Raw genomic sequence first — 25,125 nt, 5'->3', positions numbered from 1 at the left:
CGTGTCGCGGGCAGGGCGCCTGCAGGTGGCCTCGCCGTCGAGCGCGCCCCGGGCGCGCGTGCTGAGCGGAGGGACGGAGGCGACGCTCAGGCGATGCCGGCGGCGTTGCGCAGCGCGGTGTCGAGGCTGGCCTGCTGGCTGTCGCTGAGGTTGGTGTCGACGGCGACGGTCACCGCGATCCCGTTGTTCCACATCGCGAAGTAGGAGCCGAACTTCTGCGGGACCGCCGTCGAGCCGGGCCAGTTGCCGAAGTGCCACAGGTTGCGGCCCTGCGTCGGCTTCTTCACCACGACGCCGAGGGCGTACGTGCCCTTGTCCGCGACGGCCATCGCGTCGATGAAGGTGTGGGCGCGCTGGCTGAGCAGCCGCGCTCCCGGGCTGAACGCCCTCGCGAACTGCGCGTACTCGACCGGCGACATCACCCAGCCGCCGTAGGCGCCCAGTGCGCGGACCTCGATGTGCGCGCCGGGGGCGCCGCGCGGGGCCAGCACCATCCGCTTCACGTAGCTCTCGTAGCCCTCGCCCGTCATCGAGCTGATCAACCGACCGAGGATCGCGTAGTTGACGTTGTTGTAGACCTCCTTGCCGCGGGTGCCCAGCGGCTTACCGAACGCCTCCTTGATCAGCACGAGATCGGCGTCGTCGGTGTCCGGCACCCCGACGAGGAGGTTCGCCGCGACCGGGTCGTAGGTGAGACCGCTGCGGTGACGGAGCAGGTCACCGATGGTGACCGCGCCGAACGTGTCGAGGTGGTCGGCCAGCCCGGTCCGGGTCAGGAAGTCCTGGGGCAGCTTGGCCACCGTCGTGTCGAACGTGAGCCGGCCGTCGTCGATCAAGGTCATGACGCCCACGGCCGTGACGGCCTTCGACAGCGACGCGAGCGGTGCGGGTGCCTCGGCTCCGCTCTGGTCGCCCTTGTCGAACTCGCCGACGAGGACGTCCTGGTTCATGACCGCCATGCTGGCGTTGGCGACGTGGTTGGCGTCCATCCACTGGCTCAGCGCGTTGCCCAGCTTGTCCTGCACCTTCTCCTGGGTCTGCTGGTTGCGGACGAACCGCTCGGCGGCGTGCGCGTTGTCGTCGCGGGCCTGGGTGCGCCGGTCCACGGGGACGCACACGGCGTCGCCGTCGAACGCCTCGCGCCACACGTACGGCACGGCGCAGGCCAGCGGCCCGTAGCCGCCGTGGCCGGGGTCGCGGCGCGACTCCGCGGCGGCGTTCTCCTCCGCGGTCAGCGTCCGGGTCTCGGGCGTCACGCACACGTGGTCGTCGGGCCGGGCCTCGCGCCAGACGAAGCCGTTGACGCAGGTGTCGGGTCCGTAGGGCAGATCGACGGCCGGCACGACGACGGCCGAGGCGACCGGTGCGACCTTGGCAGCAGCCGAGGTCGCGGCGGTCGCGCCCGGGAGTCCGACGACGCCGGAGGTGGCGAGCACAGCGACCGTGCCGATGAGGATGCGGGACATGTCGGCTCCTGAGGACGAGGGCGTTGCCACAGCGACCCGCGAAGCCTCGCGGTTCCACGCCCTCGGCGGACTCCCCCGCACCGGCACGGACTCCTCACCGCCGGGACAGGTCACCCTGACGATGTGGACACCTGCCACGTCCGGGCCGGCCCTTCGCCGCTCCGCGGGGCACTGACCGACGAGCCGGGGACCGTCTCCGAGCAGGCGCGTTCGTGCAGCTTCCGGTCCGACCTGCCCGGCGCGGCCCGGGCGCTGCGCTCAGCGTCCGCGCGCTGGTGTCCGCTCCGCGAGGAGGCGCGCCGCGGCGCCGGGGTCGGTACTCGCGATCCGCGGCAGGTCACCGACCCAGCGGTGGTCGGTCATGCCCGGGTTGTGGGTGGTGGTCCCGTCCGGCCAGAAGATCTGCGGGCTGCCCTGGATCGGCAGCTCGGCGCTCCGCCGGAAGTCGGCGACGACGTCGGCGCGCGGGTTGCCGTGGCGCCACAGGTCGAGCACCTCGTCCGCGGCGAGCGCCGGAGCCAGGCCGGCGGCGATGTCCAGCGCGGCCGCCAGCCCGGCCTCGATGCTGACGTCGACGCTGTCGCGGAAGAACGCCAGCCGCAGCGCGTAGTCGACGTCCTCGGCGGCGCGCGGCCCGCCCACGCGGCGGGCCGCAGCGACCAGTTCGAAGGCCGGCAGGAATGTCGATGGCCACGACTCGTCGCGGTAGGCGTTGAAGATCTCCGGCTCGTGACCGGCCAGCACCGCGGTCTCGGCCGTCACGATCGACCGGGGCGTGCCACGGCGGTTGACCCACTCCAGCGGCCACGCCCGCGGCGCGAACACCACGTCGACGCCCTGGGCGGCGCGGGCAGCGCGTAACCGGTGCACGGCGACCAGCGCCCAGGGGCAGTGGATGTCCGACCAGATGTCGATGGTGACGGTCATGACCGGCGATGCTGTCAGGCGGCCGCGGCTTCGGTCCGGGCGGCGGCGAGCACCTCGGCGAACCGGGCGAGGCGGCGGCCCTGGTAGCGGGCGCACTCCAGGGTGACCTCGTCGGGCATCGTCGAAGGGAAACCTGCCGGCCACGACGTCCCGTACGGGTTGCCGCCGGCCGCGTACACGACGTCGTCGGTGTAGCCGAGCGGCACGATGATGCTGCCCCAGTGGTAGAAGACGTTGTTGAGCGACAGGATCGTCGACTCCTGCCCGCCGTGCTGCTCCGCGGACGACACGAACACCGTGACCGGCTTGTCGGCCAGCTTGCCCTCGTGCCAGAGGCTGCTCGCGGAGTCGATGAACTGCTTGAGCTGGGCGGCCGGCGCGCCGTAGCGGGTGGGGGTGCCGAACGCGTAACCGTCGGCCCACTCCAGGTCGGCCAGCGACGCGACCTCGACGTTCGGGTGGGTGTCGCGCTCGTGCTGGGCCCATTCGGGGTTCGACGCGACGGCCTCCGCGGGGGCGAGCTCGGCGACGCGGCGCAGCCGGACCTCGGCGCCGGCGGCCTCCGCGCCCTCGCGGACGGCCTCGGCGAGGCGGTGCACGGAACCGGTGGCGCTGTAGTAGGTGATCAGGACGCGGGGCGCCATGACGGGAACTCCTCTGGTTGCGGTCGTCACAGGACGACGGTGACGGTCTTCAACGTGGTGGTGGCCTCGATGCCGGCCCAGCCGAGCTCGCGGCCCTGGCCGGACAGGCCCGACCCGCCCCACGGCAGGCGCGGGTCCAGCGGGCTCCAGCCGTTGACGGCGACGGCACCGGCTCGCAGGCGCCGGGCGAGCGTGTGCGCGCGGGTCAGGTCCCGGGTCCAGACGGTGGCGGCGAGGCCGTACGGGGTGTCGTTGGCGAGCGCGACCGCCTCGTCGTCGCCCTCGAACCCGATGATCGTGCCGACCGGGCCGAAGATCTCCTCGCGGGCGATCGTCATCGTGGTGGACGCGTCGGCGAAGAGCGTCGGCTCGACGAAGTAGCCACTGCGGTCGGGGCGGCCACCGCCGGCGACCAGCCGGGCACCCTCGCGGTGACCCGCCTCGACGTAGCGCAGCACCCGGTCGCGCTGCCGTGCGTTGATCAGCGCGCCCATCGTCGTCCCGGCGTCGAACGGGTCGCCGACGACGACGTCCGCGGCGCGCGCGGCGAGCCGCTCGACGAACTCGTCGTGGACAGCGCGCTCCACGAGGATCCGGCTGCCGGCCGCGCAGACCTCGCCCTGGTTGGCGAACACGCCCAGCGCCACACCCTGCGCCGCGGCGTCGAGGTCGGCGTCGGCGAACACGACCTGCGGGCTCTTGCCGCCCAGTTCGAGGGTGACGGGCAGGAACCGCTGCGCGGCGGTCGTGGCGACGAACCGGCCGGTCTCCGGGCTTCCCGTGAACGAGATCTTGTCGGTCCCGCGGTGCTCGACGAGCGCCCGGCCCGTCGTCTCGCCCCGCCCGGGCACGACGTTCAGGGCGCCGGCCGGGAAGCCGGCCTCCTCCGCGAGCGCGGCCAGGAGCAGGGACGTCAGCGGCGCGTCCTCCGGCGGCTTCAGCACGACGGCGCAGCCCGCGGCGAGTGCGGGGGCGAGCTTCCAGGAGGCGATCATCGTCGGTGAGTTCCACGGGGTGATCGCCGCGACGACGCCCACCGGCTCCCGGATCGTGTAGCTGTGCGTGGGGCGGCCCGCGTAGCCCGGGGTGGGGATCGCGTGACCGGCCAGCTTGTCCGCCCAGCCCGCGTAGTGGCGGAACGCGCCGACGGCCTGCGGCAGGTCGATCACGCGCGGCTCGATGCCCGGTTTGCCGACCTCCAGCGACTCGAGGTCCGCGAACTCCTCGGCGCGGTCCTCGATGCGCTGGGCGAGGTCGAACAGCAGCTGTCCGCGGGTCGCGCCGTCCATCCGGCCCCACTCGCCGTCGAGGCTCCTCCGGGCAGCCGCGACGGCCCGGTCGACCGCATCGGCGTCGGCTTCGGTCACGGTCGCGAGGGACCGCTCGGTGACCGGGTCGACGACATCGATGGTCGGTGCACCGGCCGGCTCGTGCCAGCGGCCGTCCACGTACGGGACGGACGGCAGATGACCGACCCGCTCCTCGGCGTTCGCGCGTGACGTCATGTTCGATTACCGTTCTCTGCGACCGATAATCGTACGCTAAGACATCGGCATCGGCCCGTCAACGGGGGGCCGGGCCCCCGCCGTGCTACACATGCCGCACGACCTGCACGAAGGGCTCGGACACCACCATGCGCACTCCCGACGGCGAGATCTCGCAGACGCTCGACCGCGGGCTCACCGTGCTGTCGCTGCTCGCGCAGAGCCCCGAGGGCATGACGGCGAGCGAGCTGGCGGAGGCGCTGTCCACCGCCCGCGCGGTCGTGTACCGGCTCGTCCGCACGCTGGAGAGCCACCAGCTCGTCGGGCGCGTCGACACCCGCTACGTGCTCGGCATGGGCATCGCGGAGCTGGCCAGCCACCTGCGGCCACGCCTGCAGGCGACGGTCCTGCCGATCCTGCGTCGGCTCAGCCGGCAGACCGACAGCACCTCGCTGCTCTCCGTGGCCGACGGCGACGAGGCCATGATCCTGCTGACCGAGGAACCGCCGCAGAGCGCGCTGCACCTCGCCCTCCGCCAGGGCTCCCGCCACCCCCTGCAGGTCGGCGCGCACGGCGTCGCCATCCTGTCCGGCCGCCCGCCGTCGGCCGAGGACTCGCCCGACGTGCGGCGCGCCCGCCGCGACGGCTTCGCCTTCACCGCGGGCGCCATGCAGCCCGGCGCCTGGGGCGTCGCGGCCCCCATCCGGACGTCCGACTGGGCGACCGCGAGCATCGGCATCGTCCGGCTCGGCTCCGCGATCTCCGATCCCGACATCCCCCGACTGGTCGTGGACGCAGCGGCCGACGCCGCCCGCGAGCTGGCCGGCGACACCCGCCCGGCCGCCGCCGACCGCTGACGGCGTCACGCCGAGCGCACGTCGCAGACCGAAGGGCGTCCTCGCAGGAGTTCCACGTTCTGCGAGGACCCTTCAACCTCTGCGAGGTGCGGGGCCACTCGCGCCCCTGTTGACACCGCCCGCTCCCACGGCGCACCATGCGTTCGATATTTGAGCTTGCTGTTCGTTTATCGGACGTCACGGTCGGGGTGGCGTGGCACGTCGGTCGTAGCCCTCCTCTCCCCTGGAGCCCCCATGAGCGATTCACCCACCACACTGGGACGCGGCCGCGTGTCCATGACCGGGGTGCTCACGCAGTCCGTCGGGTTCATGGGCCCGGTCTTCTCCGTGGCCACCCTGCTCCCGCTGATCGTGGGCCTCTCGGCCTCCGGTCGCGGTGCCGGCGTGGCGACCCCGATCGCGGTCGTCATCGCCGGGATCGGCATCTTCGGCGCGGGGTGGGTGATCGCGCAGTACGCCAAGCGCATCCACCTCTGCGGCTCGCTGTACGAGTACATCTGCGACGCGTTCGGGCCGCGCACCGGCATCGTCGCGGGCTGGCTGTACTTCGGCGCCATGCTCGTGCTGGCCGCGGCGACGTTCCTCGTGCTGGGCGGCCTGACCCAGGACTTCGTGCTGACCACGTTCGGCGTCGACGTGGCGTGGTGGGTGTTCGCGCTGCTGTTCCTCGCGGCCGTGACGGCGGTGGTCGTGGTCGGCGTGCAGGTCTCGGTCCGCGCCCAGCTCGCGCTGGTGCTGATCTCGTCCGCGGCCGTGCTGATCTTCTCGATCGTCATCATCGCGCAGGGCGGACTGGGTGGGCACAGCCTCTCGGCGGCCCCGCTCAACCCGTTCTCGGTCGGCGGGCTCGACCTGCTCTACGGCGTGCTCTACGGCATCAACATGTTCATCGGCTTCGAGTCGGCCGCGAACCTCGCCGAGGAGACCGACGACCCGAAGCGCCACATCCCCCGCGCGGTGCTCTGGTCCCTGACGATCGTCGGCGTCTACTTCGTGATCACGGCCTACGCCCAGGCCGTCGGGTTCGGGCTCGACGCGGAGGCGTGGAAGGCCAGCGTGTTCCCCCTGCAGGCACTCGCGTCCGGCGCCGACTTCGGCTCGCCCGTGTTCGGCGGCATCATGGCGGTGATCATCATCCTCGACATCGCGGCCGTCGCCATCGGCGTCGGGGTCGCGGCGACCCGCGGCATGCTGTCCATGGCCAGGGCCGGCCGGCTGCCGGCTGTACTGGGCACCGTGCACCCGCGCTTCCGCACCCCGGTCGGCGGGGCCGCGCTCATCGCGGCCGTCTCGTTCGTGGCGATCCTGCTCGTCGTCGTGACCGACGGCGTCTTCTCCCGTGCCACCGCCGACCCCGCCACGCTGGCGCCGCAGTGGGCGCCGATGTTCGGCTGGATGGCGGGGGTCGCCGGCGCCGGGCTCGCGTTGATGTACCTGGCGGTGAGCGTGGCCGGCGCCCGCGGGCTGTGGCACCAGGTCAACCGGGTGAAGCTGGTCGTCGCCGCGGCGGCCGGGATCCTCGTCGCAGGCGGAGCGGTGTTCGGCGCGGTCTACCAGGCCGCCAGCCCGCTCGACACGGTCCCGTGGGTGCTCGGGGTGTGGATCCTGCTCGGCATCGTCTGGTCGTTCGTCGTGAGCCGCCGAACCCCGGCCGTGCCCGCCCCGGTCCCGGCCGGTGGTCAGCAGTGACGCACCCCTACGACCCGCTGAGCGCCGACGAGATCACCGCCGCGGTCGCCGCCGTGCTGGCCGCGCGGACCGAGCTCACCGAACCCCGCTTCCCGCTGGTGCGCACCGACCCGCCGGCCAAGGACGCCGTCCGCACCGGCCACGACACCGAGCGCGCCGCGTTCCTCGTCGTCTACGACCGCGCCGACGCCGCGACCTACGAGGCCCGCGTGCAGCTCGCGTCGGGCACGGTCACGGCGTGGGAGCACCTGCCCGGTGTCCAGCCCGCGATCATGATCGAGGAGATCATGGAGCTGGACACGATCGTCCGGAAGAGCCCGGAGGCCGTGGCCGCACTGGCGCGCCACGGCGTGACCGACCTGGACCTGCTGCAGATCGACCCCTGGTCCACCGGCACCCTGCCCGTCCCTGGCGTCGACGCCCGGCGCCGGATCATCCGGGCCTCGGCCTACGTGCGGGAGTTCGCGGAGGACAACGGGTACGCGCGCCCCGTCGGCAACCTCGTGTTCGTCGTCGACTGCAACGAGCGCACCGTCGTCGCGATCGAGGAGGGCGACCCGATCCCGCTGCCGCCGGAGAGCGGCAACTACGACGTCGCGAGCGTGGGACAGCTGCGCACCGACCTGCGCCCGCTGGAGATCACCCAGCCCGAGGGGCCGTCGTTCACCGTCGACGGCAACGTGATCGAGTGGCAGCGCTGGCGGCTGCACGTCCACGTCGACCCGGTCGAGGGGCTCGTCCTGAGCGACGTCTCCTACACCGGCCGGTCGATCCTGCATCGGGCCGCGATCAGCGAGATGGTCGTGCCGTACGGCGACACCAGCGGCGACTTCTACTTCCGCAACGTCTTCGACGCCGGCGAGTACAACCTCGGCAAGACCGTCGGCTCGCTGTCGCTGGGCTGTGACTGCCTCGGCGAGATCCGCTACCTCGACGCCGTCCTCGCCGACGAGTCGGGCCGCCCGCACACGATCTCGAACGCGATCTGCCTGCACGAGGAGGACTACGGGATCCTCTGGAAGCACTGGAACTTCCGGTACCAGGACCAGCCGGAGGTGCGCCGCTCGCGCCGCATGGTCGTCTCCGCCATCCACACGATCGGCAACTACGAGTACGGCTTCTTCTGGTGCCTCTACCTCGACGGCACCATCGCGTTCGAGGCCAAGCTGACGGGGATCGTGCAGACCCGCGCCGTCGCGCCCGGCGAGACCCCCGGCTTCGGCACGCTCGTCGCCCCCGGTCTCGACGCCCCCAACCACCAGCACCTGTTCAACATGCGGCTCGACCTCGAGGTCGACGGGCCGCGCAACACCGTCTACGAGGTCGACGCCGTCGGCCTGCCCATGGGGCCCGGCAACGAGCACGGCAACGCCATCGTCGCCCGCACGACCGCCATCACCAACGAGCGCGACGCGCGCCGCGCGTGCAACGCCGCCACCGCACGCACCTGGAAGATCGTCAACCCGGACGTGACCAACCGGCTCGGCGAGCCCGTCGGGTACAAGCTGGTGCCCTTCACCGGGCCGACCCTGCTCGCGGCGCCGGAGAGCGACCTCGCCCGCCGCGCCGAGTTCGCCCGCCACCACCTGTGGGTCACCCGCTACGACCCGCGCGAGCTGCACGCGGCCGGCGACTACCCCAACCAGCACCCCGGCGACGGCATCGGCGAGTGGGTCAAGCAGGAGCGCGACCTGGAGAACACCGACGTCGTCCTGTGGCACACGTTCGGCACCTCGCACCTGCCCCGTCCGGAGGACTGGCCGATCATGCCCTGCGACTACGTCGGCTTCTCCCTCAAGCCCGCCGGGTTCTTCGACCGCAACCCGGCGCTGGACGTGCCGCCGCCGACCCACGCCGCGGGCCACTGCGCCGCGCCGGACCCGTCGTGACGACCGGAGCCCGCGTCCTGCTCGACACGGCGGCGGCGCACGGCATCGACGTGTGCTTCGCCAACCCGGGCACCACCGAGATGCCGATCGTCGAGGCCCTCGATGCTGTGCCGGCGATCCGGCCGGTGCTCGGGTTGTTCGAGGGCGTGTGCACCGGTGCCGCGGACGGGTTCGCCCGCATCGCCGGCCGGCCCGCCTCGACGCTGTTGCACCTGGGGCCGGGCTTCGCGAACGGCATCGCCAACCTGCACAACGCGCGGCGCGCGCACTCCCCCGTCCTCAACGTGGTGGGCGACCACGCGAGCTGGCACCTCGCCTACGACGCCCCGCTGACCAGCGACATCCACTCGCTGGCCCGCCCGGTGTCGGGCTGGGTCGCGACGTGCGCGGCGGCCGACCGGCTGGCGGCCGACACCGCCGCGGCGATCCACGCGACCAGCACCTTCCCGCGCCTGCCCGCCACGCTCGTCGTCCCGCTCGACCACCAGCAGGCCACGGTGCCCGCCCGAGTGCCCGCTCCCGGCCCGGTGCCGACCCGTCCCCGGGTCGGGGGCGACGTCGTGGAGGAGTGCGCGAAGGCCCTGCGCGCCGCGCGCACCACCGTCCTGCTGCTCGGCGACGACGCGCTCACCGAGCGCGGGCAGCGGGCGGCAGCCGCGATCCTGGCAGCCACCGGGGCCACCGCGTTCAGCGAGACGTTCCCGGCCGTCGCCGAGCGCGGCGGCGGGCTCCCCGACGTCGACCGGCTGCCCTACTTCCCCGAGGTCGCGCAGAAGGCGCTCGCCGAGGCCGACCTCGTCCTGCTCGTCGGGGCGCGCGAACCCGTGTCCTACTTCGGCTACGCGGGCATCCCCGCGCTGCTGGCGCCCCCGGGCAGCGTGCGGACGCTGGCCCGCCCGGGCGAGGACGGTGCCGGCGCCCTCGCCGACCTCGCGGAGGCGCTGGGTGCGCCCCCGGCACGCGCGGCAACGGTCGACCCGATCACCGCACCGCAGTCCGGGGAGCTGACGCCGCAGACCGTCGGCGCGGTGCTCGCCGCGCACCTGCCGGACGGCGCGATCGTCTCGGTCGAGGGCGGGACCTGCGGCTACCCGTTCTTCACCGCGTCGGCCCGCGCGGCCCGGCACACGACGATCACGAACACCGGCGGCGCGATCGGGCAGGGCCTGCCGGTCGCGGTCGGCGCCGCGATCGCCGCTCCCGGCAGACGGGTGATCGCGCTGCAGTCCGACGGCAGCGCGCAGTACACGATCCAGGCGCTGTGGACGATGGCGCGCGAGCAGCTGCCGATCACCGTGCTCGTCGCCGCCAACCAGCGCTACGGCGTCCTGCAGGCCGAGCTCGGCCGCATCGGCGCGCCGCTCGACGGGCCCGCGACCCGGTCGCTGACCGCACTGACCGAACCGTCGATCGGGTTCGTCGAGCTGGCCACCGGCTACGGCGTGCCCGCCGTGCGGGCCGCTTCGGTGCCCGACCTCACCGCCGAGCTGGGCCGGGCACTGGCCGCAGGCGGGCCCGCACTGATCGAGATGGCGCTCTGAGGAGAGAAGCAATGGACCTGGAACTGACCGGCCGCGTTGCCTGCGTGACCGGCGGCGGGCTCGGCATCGGGCGAGTGGTCGCCGAGACCCTCGCCCGCGAGGGCGCGTCGGTCGTCATCACCTCGCGGCGCATCGAGACCCTCGAGAAGGCCGCCGCCGAGATCACCGAACGCACCGGCGCCGAGGTCGCCGCGATCGCCTCCGACACCTCCGACACCGCATCCGTGCGGCGGATGGTCGACGAGGCCGTCGAGCGCTTCGGCCGCGTCGAGATCCTCGTCAACGGGGCGGCGGCGCCGGCCGGGCTCGTCCGCAACAGCCTCCACGAGGCCGACCCCGAACTGCTGCTGGCCGACCTGAACACCAAGGTCGTCGGCTACCTGCGGTGCGCGCAGGCGTGCGCGCCGCACATGCGCCAGGCCGGGTACGGGCGCATCGTCAACATCGGCGGGCTGACCGGCCGGTCCAGCCACGCCCTGTCCGGGATGCGCAACGTCGCCGTCGTGCACCTGACGAAGGTGCTCTCCGACCAGCTCGGGCCCGCCGGCATCACCGTCAACACGATCCACCCCGGCGTGGTCGAGACCGAGCACATCCACGAGCTCTACGAGCGGGAGGCCCGCAAGCAGGGCACCACGGCGGCCGCCGTCGAGCAGGGCTTCATCGACCGCACCCCCATCCGCCGGGTACTGGCGGCCACCGAGATCGCCGACCTCGTCGCGTTCCTCGCCTCGCCCCGCGCGGGCGGGATCACCGGCGAGTCGGTCGGCATCGACGGCGGCCTGACCCGCGGCATCTTCCTGTAGGAGAAGGAGACACCCATGCAGGGAACGATCCTCGTCGCCACCGCAGGCCAGGGCGTGCTGCGCTCCAGCGACGACGGCGCCACCTGGGCGCGCACCCCCTTGGACCAGGCGCTGGAGTTCGACAGCGTGGTGCGCTGCATCGCCGTGCACCCGACCCGGCCCGAGGTCGTGTACGCCGGGGCCGAGGTCGGGCTCGTCCGCAGCGACGACGCCGGCTTCTCCTGGACCCGCGTCTCCGGCCCGTTCGACGACACCCAGCTGTGGACGCTGTCGATCGACCCGAACGATCCCGACTTCCTGCTCGTCGGCTCCGGCGCCCCCGACCGCGCCTACGTCTGGAGCAGCGCCGACGCCGGCGCCACCTGGACCGAGCTGCCGCCGCGGATCCCCGCCACCTGCGCGGGCGTCAGCAAGCCGCGGATCCTCACCTCGACCGTCGACCCGTCCGACCCCGACCACCTGTGGTTCGGCATCGAGGAGGGCGGGCTGTGGCACAGCGCCGACCGCGGCCACAGCTGGGAGCGGCTGGACGCGGATCCCGGCACCGCCGGCGCCGTCACCAACTCCGACGTCCACGCCGTGCTGGTGCACCCCGGCGACCCCAAGACCCACCTCGTCGTGACGGTCAACGCGCTGTGGACCAGCCGGGACCGCGGCGCCACGTGGGAGGGCCGGATCTCCCGCGAGGCCTTCGGCTACCGCTACGCCCGCACCGTCGCAGTGCTCCCCGACGGGCACACGCTGCTGTTCGCCTGCGGCGACGGCACCCCGGGCACCGTCACCCGCGTCTACCGCTCCGACGACATCGGCGCGACCTGGCAGGAGACCACGTTCGACGTCGAGCCGAACTCGACCGTCTGGGGCTTCGGCGTGCACCCGGCCGACCCGGCGCTGGTCTTCGCCGGCACCAAGTACGGGCACCTGCTGCGCTCCGTCGACGGCGGCCGCAGCTGGGTGAAGGAGTGGCGGGAGTTCCCGGAGATCACCGCCGTCACCTGGACCCCGGCCGTCGCGAACCCGACCAACCCCCACTGAACGGAACCTCTGATGAGCGAGCTCGACACCGCAGTCGACCCGGACGAGACCGTGCTCGGCCACACCGACGAGCCGACCCCGCTACCGGTCGACGACGCTGTGCCCGACGAACCGCCGCGGGTGCGGCGCACCCACCTGTCGCTGTTCGTGACCGACCCGCAGGCGCTGGCCGGCTGGTACGTCGACGTGCTCGGCATGGAGGTCACCGCCAGCACCGACGGCTGGGTGTTCCTGTCGTTCGGCGTCAAGCACCACGACATCGCCCTGATCAAGGCGCCCGAGGGGGCCGTCCAGGGCGGGTTGGGGCTGCAGCACTACGGGCTGGAGGTCGACGGCGACCTCGACGCCTGGCGCCGGCTCTACGGCCGGTTGATCGCCAAGGGCGTCCCGGTCGTGAAGACCACCGACCACAAGATCGGGTTCGGGATCTACTTCACCGACCCCGACGGCAACCGCTTCGAGTTCTTCCACGAGACCGTCACCGACGACGAGGAGGGCAAGCGCATCCTGCGCCGCTACGGCGCCCCCAGCGAGCCCATCGACGTCGAGCCGCTCTACGCGGCGGAGGTGCAGCCGTGACACCGCAGGTGCGCAAGTGGTTCGTGCAGCGCGAGGAGACGCACGCGACCGAGTCCGGCCGGCCCGCCGACGGGGCACCCGTGGTCAAGATCGTCGTCGCGGCGGCGGTGCGCAACCCGTACGCCGGCACGTTCGGCGACGACCTCACCGGCGTGTTCGCCGCGTCGGCCGCTCTGGGCGCGGAGTTCGCGACCCGGATCAAGGCCGCCGCGGACGGTGCCGAGCTCGCCAGCTACGGCAAGGCGTGCCTGGTCGGGGTGAACGGCGAGTACGAGCACGGCAACGCCTGGCTCACCACCGAGTTCGCCACCCCCGTCCGCGACGCGCTCGGCGGCGCCATCGCGTGGATGCCGTCCACCGGCAAGCGCGGCGGTCCGGGCACGTCGCTCGACATCCCGCTCGCGCACAAGAACGCCCTCTACGTCCGCTCCCACTACGACACCGCCACGGTGACCTTCTCCGACGCCCCCGCGCCGGACGAGGTCATCGTGGCGGTCGCCGTCGCCACCCGTGGCCGCCTGCACGCGCGGCTGGGCGGGCCGTCGGCCGCCGACGTCGTCGGCGAGGACGGGCTGCGATGAGGGTCGACCACCTCACGACGGACGACGGGCTGCGCCTGCGGTGGCTCGAATGGGGTCCCGAGGACGGCCCGGTGCTGGTCATGCTGCACGGGCTGCGCAGCTACGCCGCCACCTACGAGCCGCTCGCGCAGCGCCTCAAGGGCACCTGGCGCTGCGTCGCGCCCGACGCGCGCGGTCGCGGCGGCAGCGACTGGGACCCGCACGGCAATTACCACACCGACCGCTACGTCCCGGACCTGTCGCTGCTGGTCGAGCAGCTCGGGGCGGAGCGGGTGACGCTGCTGGGGCACTCGATGGGCGGCGCGACGGCGATGCTGTGGGCCGCCGCCCACCCCGATCGCGTCGACGCGCTGGTCGTCGAGGACATGCTGCCCGGCTCGTCGCTGCGCGGCGCGGGAGCCGACCGGATCCGCCGCGAGCTGTCCGGCATCCCCACCGCGTTCGCCGACGACGCCGCGGCGTTCGCCTACTGGCGCACCCTGCGCCCGGCCGCGCCCGACGCGGCCATCGCCGACCGCGTGCGGCACACGACGCGGCCGACCCCGGACGGCGGGCGGGAGTGGATCGCCGACATGGCCGGCATCGGCGCCGCCCGCATCGACCCCGCCCGGCCCCCGGTCGACCTGTGGCCGGCCGTGCCCGCCCTGCCGCAGCGCACGCTGTTCATCTGCGGTGGCGACTCCGACTTCAGCGACCTCGACACGCTCGCCGAGGTCCGCCGCCGGCACCCGTCCGCGCGCACCGTGACGATCCCCGGCGCCGGCCACTACGTGCACGACGACCGGCCGAAGGAGTTCGCCGCGCTCGTCGAGGCGTTCCTGGCCGAGGTCGTGGTGCTGCGGTGAGCGTCGCGGACTTCCTCGCCGTCCCCCGCCGCATGCTCGTCGGCGGGCAGTGGGTCGAGGCCCGCTCCGGCGAGCGCATCGACTCGCTCGACCCGGCGACGGGCAAGGTCCTCACCTCGATCCCGGCCGGCGACGGGGCCGACATCGACCGGGCCGTCGCCGCCGCCCGCGCTGCGCTCGACGACCCCCGCTGGCGGGACCTGACCCCGCTGGACCGGGGCCGGCTGCTCGACCGCCTCGCCGACCTCGTCGAGGAGCACGCCGACGAGCTCGCCCTCCTGGAGTCGCGCGACAACGGCAAGCCGGTCGCGACCGCCCGCGCCGTCGACGTGGGCACGACGATGAAGCTGTTCCGCTACTTCGCGGGCTGGCCCAGCAAGTTCGAGGGCGCCACGATCCCCGTCTCCCCTCGCGGCGGCCTGCGCGTGCTCAACTACACCGTCCACGAGCCGGTCGGCGTCGTCGGCGCGATCGTGCCGTGGAACTTCCCGATGTCGATGGCCTCGTGGAAGCTCGCGCCCGCGCTGGCCATGGGCAACACCGTCGTCCTCAAACCCGCCGAGCTGACCTCGCTCAGCACGCTGCGCCTGGCCGAGCTGATCGGCGAGGCCGGCTTCCCGGACGGGGTCGTCAACGTCGTCACCGGCCTCGGCGCGACGGCCGGTGCGGCGCTCGCCGCGCACACGGACGTCGACAAGATCGCCTTCACCGGGTCGACCGCGATCGGCCGGGAGATCGCCCGCGCCGCCACCGGCAACATGAAGAACGTCTCGCTGGAGCTCGGCGGCAAGTCCCCGCACGTCGTGCTGCCCGACGCCGACCTCGCGGCCGTCGTCGACGCCGCGGCCGACGCGATCTTCTTCAACCAGGGCCAGGTCTGCACCGCCGGGTCCCGCCTCTACGTGCACGCTGACGTCTACGACACCGTGCTGGACGGCCTCGCCGAGCGCGCCCGGTCCATCCGGGTCGGCCCGGGCAGCGACCCGGCCACGCAGATGGGCCCGCTCGTGTCGGCCCGGCAGTTCGCCGCGGTCGGCGCGTACCTCGACGCGGGCCGCGCGCAGGGCGCCACCGTCGTCGCCGGAGGCGGGCCCGTCACCGGCCTCGACGCCGAGTACGCGGACGGCTGGTTCCTGCAGCCGACGATCTTCGCCGACGCCGACCACTCCATGCGGATCGTCCGCGAGGAGATCTTCGGGCCGGTGCTGGCCGTCATGCGCTGGACCGACACCGACGAGCTCGTCCGGCTCGCCAACGACACCCCGTACGGGCTCGCGGCCGGGATCTGGACCCGCGACCTGGCCACCGCGCACCGGCTCGCCGCGCGGATCAAGGCCGGCACCGTCTGGATCAACTGCTACAACTACACCGACCCGGCGTCGCCGTTCGGCGGCTACAAGCAGTCCGGCTGGGGTCGCGAGATGGGCCGCGCCGTCCTCGACGCCTACACCGAGACCAAGAGCGTCTGGGTGAACGTCTCGTGAGGACACGGGTCGCCGTCGTCGGGGCCGGACCGGTCGGGGCCACCGTCGCCAACGCGCTGGGCCAGCTCGGCGTCGAGACGGTGCTGCTCGACCGCGAGACCGAGATCATCGACTACCCGCGGGCCGCCGGCATGGACGACGAGTGCCTGCGCACGATCCAGGGCATCGACCTGCACGAGCAGGTGCTCCGCGACGTCGTCCAGAACGTCCCGCTGCGCATGTTCGACGCCGCCGGCCGCTGCTTCGCCGACATCCGGCCCAGCACCCGCGAGTTCGGCTGGTACCGGCGCAACATCTTCCTGCAGCCCCAGCTCGAGCGGGTCCTGCGGGCCGGGCTGGCGCGCTATCCGCACGTCACGTTCCTCCCCGGGCACGAGGTCGTCGGGCTGACCCAGGACGCCGACGGCGTCGAGCTCACCGTGGACGGTCTCGGCACCGTCCGGGCCGACCACGTCGTCGCCGCCGACGGGGGCCGCAGCCCGATGCGGGAGCTGCTCGGCATCCCGCTGGTCGGCGCCACGCACCCGCGCAAGTGGGTCGTCATCGACGCGCTCGACCAGCGCGGCGCGGTGTGCACCGGCCTGCACTGCGACGCCCGGCGACCCTACGTCAGCGCCCACCTCCCGCGCGGGCTGCGTCGCTGGGAGTTCATGCTGCACCCCGGCGAGGACGCCGCGCCCGTCCCGGACCGGGAGCAGGTCCGCGCGCTGCTGGCCCAGCACGTCCCGGACGCGGACACCGTCGACGTCATCCGGGCGCGGGTCTACACCCACCACTCCCGACTCGCGTCCACGTTCGTCCGCGGCCGGGTGGCGCTCGCGGGCGACGCCGCGCACCTCATGCCGCCGTGGGCCGGGCAGGGGCTGAACACCGGCATGCGCGACGCCACCAACCTCGCCTGGAAGCTCGCGCTCATCAGCAAGGGCCACGCCGGCCACGGGCTCCTGCAGACCTACGACGACGAGCGCCGGGCCCACGCCGCCGCCATGATCGACCTCTCGACCACCCTCGGCCGGATCCTCGCCCCGAGCCGGCCGGTGTACGGGCGGCTGCGCGACGTCGCGGTCCGCGCGAGCGGGCACGTGCCGGGCGTCAAGGACTGGGTGCTGCAGATGCGCTTCAAGCCGATGCCGCACTACCGCCGCGGTGTCGTGCTGGAACCCGACCGCGACGAGGCCGTCGGGCGCATGTTCCCCCAGCCGCTCGTCGAGCACGCCACGGGCGAGGTCGTCCGGCTCGACGACGTGCTCGGTGACGGGTTCGCCGTCATCGGGCACGACCAGGACCCGACCGCCGTGCTCGACGCCGACACCGTCGCCTACCTGACCGACCTGGGCACCCGGTTCGTCGCCGTCGGGCGATCCCGTTCGCGGCCACCGGCGGTGTCGGACCGCTGCACCGCCGTGGAGGACGTCGAGGGCGTGCTGACCGGCTGGTTCGAGCACCGCCCGCCGATCGCCGTCGTGCGCCCCGACCGCTACCTCGCCGCGCTCACCGACCCCGCCGGGCTCGGCAGCGCCGTGGCCCGGCTCCGCACGATCCTCGAAGGTACGGCGTGACCAGCACCGACCCGCGCATCGATCGTTCAGGTGTCGCCGACCTCTGCGACGAGTCGGCGGCTCCATGCTTCGATGGCGGCAGCCTGGTCCGGTGAGAGCCGGTCGAGGGCGAGGCGGCGGATGGCGGTCCCGTGGCCGACCACGGCGCGCTCCACGACGTCGCGGCCCGTCGCGGTCAGCGTGATGCCGGTGCGGCGGCCGGCGGCGCCGGCCTCGTCGCGCGTGAGCAGGCCGCGCCGTTCCATGCGGGTCAGCTGGTGGGCGACCCGGCTCTTGTCCCAGTCGAGGGAGTCGGCCAGCGCGGTCACGCGCATGCTGCCCTCCGCCGCCCCGTGCAGGGTGAAGAGAACGCTGAACTCGGCCTTCGAGATCCCGAAGTCGCGTTGCAGCGCGCGGTCGAGCTCTCGGGTCAGTACCCGTTGGGCCTGCATCCACGCGCTCCAGAACGCCCACTCCCGCTCGGACAGGGGAGCGGGTTCGGCCATGGGCCCGACGCTACCAACCTGAAGTTGACGTGACAACTCGCCTGCGCCTAGTGTTGACGTGTCAACTCTGCGAACGGGGAGCGGCGCGATGGGTCGAACCGTGGTGGTCGTCGGCGGCGGCTACGCCGGCACGATGGTGGCGAAGGCCCTCGACAGCCTGGCGGAGGTGACCCTCGTCGATCCGCGGGACGCGTTCGTCAACGTGTCGAGCTCGATGCGGGCGGTAGCACGGTCGGACTGGGCACACGTGCCGTTCTTCGACTACGCGACGCTGCTGGGGCGCGGGCGGGTGATCCGTGACGCGGTGACGTCGGCCGATCCGGCAGCGGTCACCCTGGCCGGGGGCGGACGCGTGGAAGCCGACCACCTCGTCCTGGCGACCGGGTCGAGTCATCGCTATCCGGCGCGGCCCCGTCAGGCGACGACGAACGCGGCGGACGCCGCGGACGACCTACGAGCCACCAACGAGCAACTCGCGCGGTCGGGATGCGTGCTGATCCTCGGCGCCGGCCCCGCCGGCCTGGAGCTTGCGGGCGAGATCCGCGAGGCGTGGCCGCGCAAGCACATCACCCTGATCGATCCGTCCGCGCACCTGCTGCCCGGCTACCTCTCCGACGTGCGCGACGAGCTCCTGCGCCAGCTCAAAGAGCTGGACATCGACCTACGACTGCAGACCACCCTCACCTCGCCGCCTCCCGTCCCCGACGCGACGACCTCCTCGTTCACCGTCGTCACGGACGCCGGCGAACAGATCGCGGCCGACATCTGGTTCCGCACGTTCGGTTCACGCCCCAACACCGGTTACCTGGCCGACGGTCGGCTCGTCGAGCTCACGGAGCGGCACACCGTGCCGGTCGACGAACACCTCAACGTCATCGGGCCAGTAGCCACGTACGACCACGTCTACGCGGTGGGCGACATCGCCGACCTGCCCGCCGCGAAGATGGCCACCCACGCCATGGTCCAGGCGCGGACCGTGATCGACAACCTGACCGCCCAACTGCGGGGAGAGCAGCCCAGCAGCATCTACACGCCGGCATCTGCCGAGCGGATCCTGCTGCCGCTGGGTACCCGGCACGGCGTCGGCCAACTCCCCACGCCCGATGGTGGCGCGACACCCGCGTCCGTCGAGGAGGTCGTCGCGCGCAAAGGTGCGGACCTGTTCACCGCCCGCTTCGCCGCACTGTTCGACGCCGCCCGGACCTGAACGCCCGGACCGGGCTGAACAGGACGGCCTGCGTCGCGCGGACAACACCAAGCGCTTGGTCAGGGACGTGATCCGTGCCACCATGGCGGACGGGCCGCCGGGCCGGCGGCGCCGAGCGGAAGGGGTGGGATGGCGACGACGCAGGCCCCGCAGGGCGAACGGGCGGGCACGGCAGCGGACGCGGAGACCGTGCCGGCGATGCTCCGCCAGGCCGCCGCCCACCACGGCACCCTGGAGGCGATCGTCGACGGCGGAGAGCGGCTGACCTACGCGGAGCTGCTCGTCGAGGTCGAGCAGGTCGCCGCGGCGCTGCTGGCCGGTGGCCTGAACCCGGGCGACACCGTGGCGGTGTGGGCACCCAACTCCACGCGCTGGGCACTGGCCGCGCTGGGCTGCATGTACGTGGGGATCGCCATCGTCCCGGTGAACACCCGGTACCGCGGCGAGGAGGCACACCACGTCCTGGAGCGCAGCGGAGCTGCCGCGGTCTTCCTGGAGGATGGCTTCCTGGAACAGGACTACTCCGGGATGCTGGCCGCCGCGGGCGCGCTGCCCCGGCTCCGCACGGTCGTCACCCTCGGCGACCCGCGTCCGGGCGGGCCGATCGGCTGGAGCGAGTTCCGCGCCGCCGCGCCCGCCGGCGCCGCGCTCGTCGCCCCGGCCGTCGACGCCGTCGGGCCGGACACCCGCCTGGACGTCATGTTCACGTCGGGCACGACGGGCCGGCCCAAGGGCGTCCCCCACACCCACGGCCAGGTGGTGCGGCTCTACACGGAGTACACCGCCAACCTGGGTCTGCGGGCCGCCGACCGCTACTTGATCGTCAACCCGTTCTTCCACAGCTTCGGGCTGCTGGCCGGGCTGCTGTCCTGCCTGATCCGCGGCGCGACGGCACTGCCGGTGCGGCGGCTCGACACCGCCGCCGTGCTGGACCTCGTCGAGCGGGAGCGGGTCACCGGCGTCCCGGGCCCGCCCACGCTGTACGCGTCGCTGCTCAACGACCCGACGCTGCCCGGGCGGGACCTCTCGGCGCTGCGGCTCGCCGTGACCGGGGCGGCGGTGATCCCGACGGAGCTCATCCGCCGCATGCGGGCCGACCTCGGCTTCCGGGACATCCTCACCGCGTACGGCCTGACCGAGTCGACCGGTGTGGTCACGATGTGCCGGCTCGGCGACCCGGACGAGGTCGTCGAGGTCACCAGCGGCAGCGCCGTCGCCGACGTGCAGATCCGCATCGCCCCCCTGGCCGGCGCGGACGGCGCCGGGGAGATCCTGGTCCGCGGCTACAACGTGATGGCGGGCTACCTCGACGACCCGCAGGCCACTGCCGCGGCGATCGACGAGGAGGGCTGGCTGCACACCGGCGACGTCGGCCGCCTCGACGATGCGGGCAACCTGCACATCACCGGCCGGCTCGGCGACATGTTCATCGTGGGCGGGTTCAACGTCGCCCCCGCCGAGGTGGAGCAGCTGCTGTGCCGCCATCCTGCGGTCTCGGAGGCCGCCGTCATCGGGGTGCCCGACGAACGGCTCGGCGAGGTGGGGTGCGCGTTCGTGGTGCTGCGCCAGGGCGCGGCGCTCGGTTCGACGGACGAGCTGATCGCCTGGTGCCGCGACAAGCTGGCCAACTTCAAGGTGCCGCGCGCGGTCGTGGTGCTGCCGGAGCTGCCGCGCGCCGCGACGGGCAAGGTGGCCAAGGCGCAGCTCCGCGCGACCGCCACCCACTGACCGCTCCCGGCGCCGCGTCGGCCCCATCGCGAACGCCTATCGTCGACCCCGGCGAGGCGGACCCGACCACGGCCGCCCTTGACCAAGCGCTTGGTGAATCGCATGCTGGGAGCACCCCGAAGGAGGTCACCGGTGCCCGAGGCATACCTGGTGGAGGCGGTCCGTTCACCCGTCGGCAGGCGCGGCGGCGGCCTGGCCACCGTGCACCCGGCCGATCTCGGCGCGGCCGTGCTGACCGCGCTGGTCGAACGGTCGGGGATCGATCCCGCCGCCGTTGACGACGTGATCTTCGGTTGCGTGGACACCGTCGGCCCGCAGGCCGGGGACGTGGCGCGCACGTGCTGGCTCGCCGCGGGCCTGCCGGAGGAGGTGCCGGGCGTCACGATCGACCGGCAGTGCGGCTCCTCCCAGCAGGCGGTGCACTTCGCCGCGCAGGCCGTGATGAGCGGCACGGCGGACCTCGTCGTGGCGGGCGGGGTGCAGAACATGAGCGCCATCCCGATCAGCTCGGCGATGACGCTGGCCCAGCCGCTCGGCTTCCCCGATCCGTTCTCCGGCTCCACCGGCTGGCGTACGCGCTACGGCGATCAGGAGGTCGACCAGATCCGCTCGGCGGAGATGATCGCCGAGAAGTGGGGCCTGTCCCGGGCGGACATGGAGGCCTTCGCCGTCAGCTCGCACGAACGCGCGCTGCGCGCCCGCGCCGAGGGCCGGTTCGAGCGCGAGATCGTGCCGGTCGCGGGCGTCGCCCAGGACGAGGGCCCGCGCGAGCCGAACCTGGCGAAGATCCGCTCGCTCGAGCCGGTGCGCGAGGGCGGGACCGTCACCGCTGCGGTGTCGAGCCAGATCTCGGACGGCGCGGCCGCGCTGCTCGTCGCGTCCGAGGAGGCCGTGCGCCGCCACGGCCTGACCCCGCGCGCCCGCGTGCACCACCTGTCGGTGCGCGGCGCCGACCCGGTGTGGATGCTCACCGCGCCGATCCCCGCCACGGCGCACGCGCTGGCGCGCACCGGCATGAGCATCGACGACATCGACCTCTTCGAGGTCAACGAGGCGTTCGCGTCGATCCCGCAGGCGTGGCTGCAGGAGACGAAGGCCGACCCGGAGAAGCTGAACGTCAACGGCGGCGCGATCGCGCTCGGCCACCCGCTGGGCGCCACCGGCGCCCGGCTGATGACGAGCCTTCTGCACGAGCTCGAACGCACGGGCGGCCGCTACGGCCTGCAGACCATGTGCGAGGGCGGCGGCCAGGCCAACGTCACGATCATCGAGCGCCTGGGCTGACCGTGCAGGACGCGCAGAACCCCTGGGACCTGAAGGGGCACGCGGTGCTCGTCACGGGTGGAGCCCGCGGGATCGGCCGGGTCATCGCGACCCGGTTCCTCGCGAGCGGCGCGGACGTGGTGGTCTGCGGCCGCACGGAGCCCGAGTCGGTGCCGGAGGCCGCGGGGCGGGTGGCCGGGTTCGTGGCGGCCGACCTGCGGGAGGCCGACCAGGCCGCGACCGCGGTGCGCGCCGCCGCGGACCGGCTGGGCCGGCTCGACGTGCTGGTCAACAACGCGGGCGGCTCCCCGGCCGCGGATGCGGCCACGATGTCCCCCCGGTTCTTCGACCGGGTCCTCGCGCTCAACCTGCACGCGGCCTTCTACACCGCGCAGGCCGCGAACACCGTGATGCAGGAGCACGGTGGGGGTTGCATCGTCAACATCGGCAGCATCAGCGGGCAGGACCCGAGCCCCGGCACGGCGGCGTACTCCGTCGCGAAGGCGGGGCTCCTGATGATGACGAAGGCGCTGGCCCTGGAGTGGGGGCCGACCGTGCGGGTCAACCACGTGACGGTCGGCCAGGTCGCCACGGCCGGCATGGCCGACTGGTACGCCTCGGACGTCGAGAGCGGCGCGGCCGTCCTGTCCCGGTTGGACCGGACGATCCCGGCCCGCCGGATGGCCACTCCCGACGACGTCGCATCCGCGTGCCTCTACCTCGCCTCGCCCCTGGCGGGCTACGTCAGCGGCGCTGACCTGGCCGTGACCGGGGGCGGCGAGTTCCCGGCGCGGTTCACGGCCACGCTCCCACCGGAACGCCGGCCTTGAGCTCCGCCAGCCCGGCGCGCCGGGCGACCAGGGCCCGGACCCAGGACCGGCCGCCGAAGAGCAGATCGGTCGAGGTCGCCCGCTTGAAGTAGCGGTGCGCCGGGTGCTCCCAGGTGAACCCGATGCCGCCGTGCAGCTGGATCATCTCGCCCGCCACGGTGCGGAACGCGTCGGCGCAGTAGGCCTTGGCCAGCGGCCCGGAGACCGGGTCGACCGCGCCGCCCTCGCCGGCCGCCCACATCGCGTACCAGGCGGTGGAGCTCGCGGCCTCGACCAGCACGGCCAGGTCGGCGCAACGGTGCTGCAGGGCCTGGAACGTGCCGATCGGCCGCCCGAACTGGACGCGGGTCATGAGGTGGCGCACGGTCTCGTCCAGGCAGAACCGGGCCGCGCCGGCGCTCTCCACCGCGACCGCCGCGAGCAGGAGGTCGACCGCACGGGACGCGGCGGCCGCGTCCCCGATGTGTGCCGCCGCGGCTCCCGAGAGCGCGATGCGGGCCTGTGGCCGGGTGCGGTCCAGCGTCGGCAGCGCGGTCACCTCGACCCCCGGCTCCTGCAGCCACACCAGCGCGAGCACCTCGGTGCCGTCGAGCTGGGCCGGGGTGACCAGCAGACCCAGGTGCGGTCCGTCGACGACGTTGTCGAGCGTCCCGGTCAGCCGCAGTCCGTCCCCGGCAGCGGTCGCCTCGGGCGCCGGCCCGCCAGGGGTGGCGAGTCCGGCGACGACCTCGCCCGCCGCGATCGCGGGTAGCGCTGCGGCGGCCGCCGGGGCGTCCGTGGCGGAGAGCACCAGCCCGGCCACCACGGTCTGCAGGTACGGCACGGGTGTGAGGGCGCGGCCCAGCTCGGACAGCACGATGCCCAGCTCGACGGTGCCCGCACCGGCGCCGCCGTGCTCCTCCGGCACCGCGATCCCGGTCAAGCCCAGTTCGGCGGACAGCCGCTTCCACACCGCCGAGCCCAGACCCTCGGCGGGCTCGCGGGCGAGCAGGTCGCGCACCATGGCCTGCAGGTCGCGCTGCTCGTCGGAGAACGTGACGTCCATCAGGCGGGTCCTCTGGGCAGGCCCAGCATCCGCTGGGCGATCACGGTGCGCTGCACCTCGTTCGAGCCCCCGTAGATCGTGTCCGAACGGGTGAACAGGTACAGCTGCTGGGCGGGCGTCAGCTCGCCCTCACCAAACCCGGCGGCCACCGTGCCCGACACGCCGAGCACGTCCACGGCCAGCTCGCCCAGCCGCTGGTGCCACGGCGCCCACAGGAGCTTGGCGATGTTCGCCTCGCTCCCCGGCGTCGAGCCGGCGGGGGCGCCGAGGGTCATCACTGCGGTGTGCCGCAGCACCTGCAGCTCCATCCACGAGTCCAGCAACCGCTCGGCGATGGCGCCGTCCGACGCGGCCCCGGTCGCCCGCGCGGTGGCCAGCACCTGCTCGTACTCGCGCGCGAAGCCCATCTGCTGGCCGAACGTCGACACCCCGCGCTCGACGGCGAGCGTGCCCATCGCGACCTTCCACCCCTCCCCCGGAGCGCCCACGACGTCCGCCTCGGCGGCCCGGGCGTCGTCGAAGAAGACCTCGTTGAACTCCGAGGTGCCGGTGAGCTGCACGATCGGCCGCACGTCGACGCCGGGCTGGTCCATCGGCACCAGCAGGTAGGACAGTCCGCGGTGGCGCTGCGACCCCGGTTCGGTGCGGGCGATGACGAAGCACCAGTCGGCCTCGGTGGCCAGCGAGGTCCACACCTTCTGCCCGTCGATGTGCCATTCCCCGCCCCGCAGCACTGCGCGGGTGGCGACGGCGGCCAGGTCCGAGCCGGCGCCGGGCTCGGAGTAGCCCTGGCACCACAGCTGGGTGCCGGCGAGGATGCCGGGCAGGAACCGGCGCTTCTGCTCGTCGGTGCCGAACATCAGCAGTGTGGGGCCCAGCAGCTGCTCGCCGATGTGCCCCACGCGGCCGGGCGCGCCCGCTCGTGCGTACTCCTCGTGGAAGATCACCTGGCGTTCCCAGGACAGGCCGCGGCCGCCGTCGGCCTCCGGCCAGCCCAACCCGATCCAGCCGCCCTCGCCGAGGCGGCGCTCCCAGGCCTTGCGCTCGGCGAGGTGCTCGTGCTCCCGCCCCGGTCCGCCCGTGCCGACGACGTCGGCGAACTCGCCGGTCAGGTTGGCGGCCAGCCACGCCGCCACCTCGCGGCGGAACTCCTCGTCCGCCTCGTCGAAGCGCAGGTCCAC

The 25,125-nt window shown here is 73.5% G+C and carries 22 protein-coding genes; 15 read left to right on the top strand and 7 right to left on the bottom strand.

From position 1 onward, the window contains the following. Positions 1–86: 86 nt before the first annotated feature. From ACQEVB_RS36200 to ACQEVB_RS36185, 4 genes are all read right to left on the bottom strand, one after another. Positions 87–1,466: a serine hydrolase domain-containing protein gene (locus ACQEVB_RS36200; RefSeq protein ID WP_432982743.1), complete on the bottom strand. Its 1,380-nt coding sequence runs from the start codon at positions 1,464–1,466 to the stop codon at positions 87–89. A gap of 258 nt (positions 1,467–1,724) precedes the next feature. Continuing rightward, complete coding sequence (locus ACQEVB_RS36195) at positions 1,725–2,393, bottom strand: DsbA family oxidoreductase (RefSeq protein ID WP_432982740.1); 669 nt, start codon at positions 2,391–2,393, stop codon at positions 1,725–1,727. 14 nt (positions 2,394–2,407) lie between these two features. Continuing rightward, entirely contained in the window at positions 2,408–3,037 is a 630-nt protein-coding gene (gene wrbA, locus ACQEVB_RS36190) for an NAD(P)H:quinone oxidoreductase (RefSeq protein ID WP_432982737.1), read from the bottom strand. Between the two features lie 26 nt (positions 3,038–3,063). Further along, positions 3,064–4,542, bottom strand: a complete 1,479-nt coding sequence (locus ACQEVB_RS36185; RefSeq protein ID WP_432982734.1) for an aldehyde dehydrogenase family protein — start codon at positions 4,540–4,542, stop codon at positions 3,064–3,066. A 128-nt stretch (positions 4,543–4,670) separates the two neighbouring features. Here ACQEVB_RS36185 and ACQEVB_RS36180 point away from each other — a divergent pair, with 128 nt between their 5' ends. The 11 genes from ACQEVB_RS36180 (at position 4,671) to ACQEVB_RS36130 (ending at position 17,386) form a co-directional block, all read left to right on the top strand. Then, positions 4,671–5,378 carry an IclR family transcriptional regulator gene (locus tag ACQEVB_RS36180; RefSeq protein ID WP_432982731.1) on the top strand — a complete coding sequence of 236 codons (708 nt, stop codon included), beginning with the start codon at positions 4,671–4,673 and terminating at the stop codon, positions 5,376–5,378. 234 nt (positions 5,379–5,612) lie between these two features. After that, complete coding sequence (locus ACQEVB_RS36175) at positions 5,613–7,067, top strand: APC family permease (protein WP_432982728.1); 1,455 nt, start codon at positions 5,613–5,615, stop codon at positions 7,065–7,067. Further along, complete coding sequence (locus ACQEVB_RS36170) at positions 7,064–8,956, top strand: primary-amine oxidase (protein WP_432982725.1); 1,893 nt, start codon at positions 7,064–7,066, stop codon at positions 8,954–8,956. Before ACQEVB_RS36175 ends, ACQEVB_RS36170 begins: the two co-directional genes overlap by 4 nt. Then, positions 8,953–10,497: an acetolactate synthase large subunit gene (locus ACQEVB_RS36165; protein ID WP_432982722.1), complete on the top strand. Its 1,545-nt coding sequence runs from the start codon at positions 8,953–8,955 to the stop codon at positions 10,495–10,497. Before ACQEVB_RS36170 ends, ACQEVB_RS36165 begins: the two co-directional genes overlap by 4 nt. A gap of 11 nt (positions 10,498–10,508) precedes the next feature. Then, positions 10,509–11,303, top strand: a complete 795-nt coding sequence (locus ACQEVB_RS36160) for an SDR family NAD(P)-dependent oxidoreductase (RefSeq protein WP_432982719.1) — start codon at positions 10,509–10,511, stop codon at positions 11,301–11,303. A gap of 15 nt (positions 11,304–11,318) precedes the next feature. Then, positions 11,319–12,338 (top strand): WD40/YVTN/BNR-like repeat-containing protein, encoded by a 1,020-nt coding sequence (locus tag ACQEVB_RS36155; protein WP_432982716.1) that lies wholly within the window; start codon positions 11,319–11,321, stop codon positions 12,336–12,338. A 12-nt stretch (positions 12,339–12,350) separates the two neighbouring features. Next, complete coding sequence (locus tag ACQEVB_RS36150) at positions 12,351–12,917, top strand: VOC family protein (RefSeq protein WP_432982713.1); 567 nt, start codon at positions 12,351–12,353, stop codon at positions 12,915–12,917. Beyond that, positions 12,914–13,498, top strand: a complete 585-nt coding sequence (locus ACQEVB_RS36145; RefSeq protein ID WP_432982710.1) for an amino acid synthesis family protein — start codon at positions 12,914–12,916, stop codon at positions 13,496–13,498. The genes ACQEVB_RS36150 and ACQEVB_RS36145 overlap by 4 nt, the downstream gene beginning before the upstream one ends. Further along, positions 13,495–14,343 carry an alpha/beta fold hydrolase gene (locus tag ACQEVB_RS36140; protein ID WP_432982707.1) on the top strand — a complete coding sequence of 283 codons (849 nt, stop codon included), beginning with the start codon at positions 13,495–13,497 and terminating at the stop codon, positions 14,341–14,343. Before ACQEVB_RS36145 ends, ACQEVB_RS36140 begins: the two co-directional genes overlap by 4 nt. Continuing rightward, positions 14,340–15,827: an aldehyde dehydrogenase family protein gene (locus ACQEVB_RS36135; RefSeq protein WP_432982704.1), complete on the top strand. Its 1,488-nt coding sequence runs from the start codon at positions 14,340–14,342 to the stop codon at positions 15,825–15,827. The genes ACQEVB_RS36140 and ACQEVB_RS36135 overlap by 4 nt, the downstream gene beginning before the upstream one ends. Further along, positions 15,824–17,386 carry a bifunctional 3-(3-hydroxy-phenyl)propionate/3-hydroxycinnamic acid hydroxylase gene (locus tag ACQEVB_RS36130; protein ID WP_432982701.1) on the top strand — a complete coding sequence of 521 codons (1,563 nt, stop codon included), beginning with the start codon at positions 15,824–15,826 and terminating at the stop codon, positions 17,384–17,386. The genes ACQEVB_RS36135 and ACQEVB_RS36130 overlap by 4 nt, the downstream gene beginning before the upstream one ends. A gap of 26 nt (positions 17,387–17,412) precedes the next feature. Here ACQEVB_RS36130 and ACQEVB_RS36125 read toward each other — a convergent pair whose 3' ends face one another. Beyond that, on the bottom strand, positions 17,413–17,871 hold the full coding sequence (locus ACQEVB_RS36125; protein ID WP_432982698.1) for a MarR family winged helix-turn-helix transcriptional regulator: 459 nt from the start codon (positions 17,869–17,871) through the stop codon (positions 17,413–17,415). Positions 17,872–17,959: 88 nt separating this feature from the next. Between ACQEVB_RS36125 and ACQEVB_RS36120 the strand changes: the two genes are divergently transcribed. The 4 genes from ACQEVB_RS36120 (at position 17,960) to ACQEVB_RS36105 (ending at position 22,899) form a co-directional block, all read left to right on the top strand. Continuing rightward, the gene (locus tag ACQEVB_RS36120) at positions 17,960–19,078 is read left to right on the top strand and encodes an NAD(P)/FAD-dependent oxidoreductase (protein WP_432982695.1); all 1,119 of its coding nucleotides are present in this window, start codon (positions 17,960–17,962) and stop codon (positions 19,076–19,078) included. A 129-nt stretch (positions 19,079–19,207) separates the two neighbouring features. Beyond that, the gene (locus tag ACQEVB_RS36115; RefSeq protein WP_432982692.1) at positions 19,208–20,806 is read left to right on the top strand and encodes a FadD3 family acyl-CoA ligase; all 1,599 of its coding nucleotides are present in this window, start codon (positions 19,208–19,210) and stop codon (positions 20,804–20,806) included. Between the two features lie 132 nt (positions 20,807–20,938). Further along, on the top strand, positions 20,939–22,090 hold the full coding sequence (locus tag ACQEVB_RS36110; RefSeq protein WP_432982689.1) for an acetyl-CoA C-acetyltransferase: 1,152 nt from the start codon (positions 20,939–20,941) through the stop codon (positions 22,088–22,090). Positions 22,091–22,092: 2 nt separating this feature from the next. Further along, positions 22,093–22,899 carry an SDR family oxidoreductase gene (locus ACQEVB_RS36105; RefSeq protein WP_432982686.1) on the top strand — a complete coding sequence of 269 codons (807 nt, stop codon included), beginning with the start codon at positions 22,093–22,095 and terminating at the stop codon, positions 22,897–22,899. Here the strand turns inward: ACQEVB_RS36105 and ACQEVB_RS36100 are convergent. Both ACQEVB_RS36100 and ACQEVB_RS36095 read right to left on the bottom strand, forming a co-directional pair. Beyond that, positions 22,865–23,944, bottom strand: a complete 1,080-nt coding sequence (locus ACQEVB_RS36100; RefSeq protein ID WP_432982683.1) for an acyl-CoA dehydrogenase family protein — start codon at positions 23,942–23,944, stop codon at positions 22,865–22,867. The genes ACQEVB_RS36105 and ACQEVB_RS36100 overlap by 35 nt on opposite strands. Continuing rightward, a complete protein-coding gene (locus ACQEVB_RS36095; protein ID WP_432982680.1) occupies positions 23,944–25,125 on the bottom strand; it encodes an acyl-CoA dehydrogenase family protein in 1,182 nt (393 codons plus the stop codon). Before ACQEVB_RS36095 ends, ACQEVB_RS36100 begins: the two co-directional genes overlap by 1 nt.

It is taken from the genome of Pseudonocardia sp. CA-107938 (genome assembly GCF_050936315.1).
GTDB lineage: Bacteria > Actinomycetota > Actinomycetes > Mycobacteriales > Pseudonocardiaceae > Pseudonocardia.
The sequence above is the reverse complement of the archived record's forward strand: the minus strand, read 5'-3'. Positions and strand labels throughout refer to the sequence as shown.

What these genes read in the sequence shown, in the direction of transcription:
- ACQEVB_RS36200 (WP_432982743.1), bottom strand. Translation starts at nt 1,466, where the DNA reads ATGTCCCGCATCCTCATCGGCACGGTCGCTGTGCTCGCCACCTCCGGC.
- ACQEVB_RS36195 (WP_432982740.1), bottom strand. Translation starts at nt 2,393, where the DNA reads ATGACCGTCACCATCGACATCTGGTCGGACATCCACTGCCCCTGGGCG.
- ACQEVB_RS36160 (WP_432982719.1), top strand. Translation starts at nt 10,509, where the DNA reads ATGGACCTGGAACTGACCGGCCGCGTTGCCTGCGTGACCGGCGGCGGG.
- ACQEVB_RS36140 (WP_432982707.1), top strand. Translation starts at nt 13,495, where the DNA reads ATGAGGGTCGACCACCTCACGACGGACGACGGGCTGCGCCTGCGGTGG.
- ACQEVB_RS36180 (WP_432982731.1), top strand. Translation starts at nt 4,671, where the DNA reads ATGCGCACTCCCGACGGCGAGATCTCGCAGACGCTCGACCGCGGGCTC.
- wrbA (WP_432982737.1), bottom strand. Translation starts at nt 3,037, where the DNA reads ATGGCGCCCCGCGTCCTGATCACCTACTACAGCGCCACCGGTTCCGTG.
- ACQEVB_RS36100 (WP_432982683.1), bottom strand. Translation starts at nt 23,944, where the DNA reads ATGGACGTCACGTTCTCCGACGAGCAGCGCGACCTGCAGGCCATGGTG.
- ACQEVB_RS36150 (WP_432982713.1), top strand. Translation starts at nt 12,351, where the DNA reads ATGAGCGAGCTCGACACCGCAGTCGACCCGGACGAGACCGTGCTCGGC.
- ACQEVB_RS36155 (WP_432982716.1), top strand. Translation starts at nt 11,319, where the DNA reads ATGCAGGGAACGATCCTCGTCGCCACCGCAGGCCAGGGCGTGCTGCGC.
- ACQEVB_RS36115 (WP_432982692.1), top strand. Translation starts at nt 19,208, where the DNA reads ATGGCGACGACGCAGGCCCCGCAGGGCGAACGGGCGGGCACGGCAGCG.
- ACQEVB_RS36175 (WP_432982728.1), top strand. Translation starts at nt 5,613, where the DNA reads ATGAGCGATTCACCCACCACACTGGGACGCGGCCGCGTGTCCATGACC.
- ACQEVB_RS36120 (WP_432982695.1), top strand. Translation starts at nt 17,960, where the DNA reads ATGGGTCGAACCGTGGTGGTCGTCGGCGGCGGCTACGCCGGCACGATG.
- ACQEVB_RS36185 (WP_432982734.1), bottom strand. Translation starts at nt 4,542, where the DNA reads ATGACGTCACGCGCGAACGCCGAGGAGCGGGTCGGTCATCTGCCGTCC.
- ACQEVB_RS36125 (WP_432982698.1), bottom strand. Translation starts at nt 17,871, where the DNA reads ATGGCCGAACCCGCTCCCCTGTCCGAGCGGGAGTGGGCGTTCTGGAGC.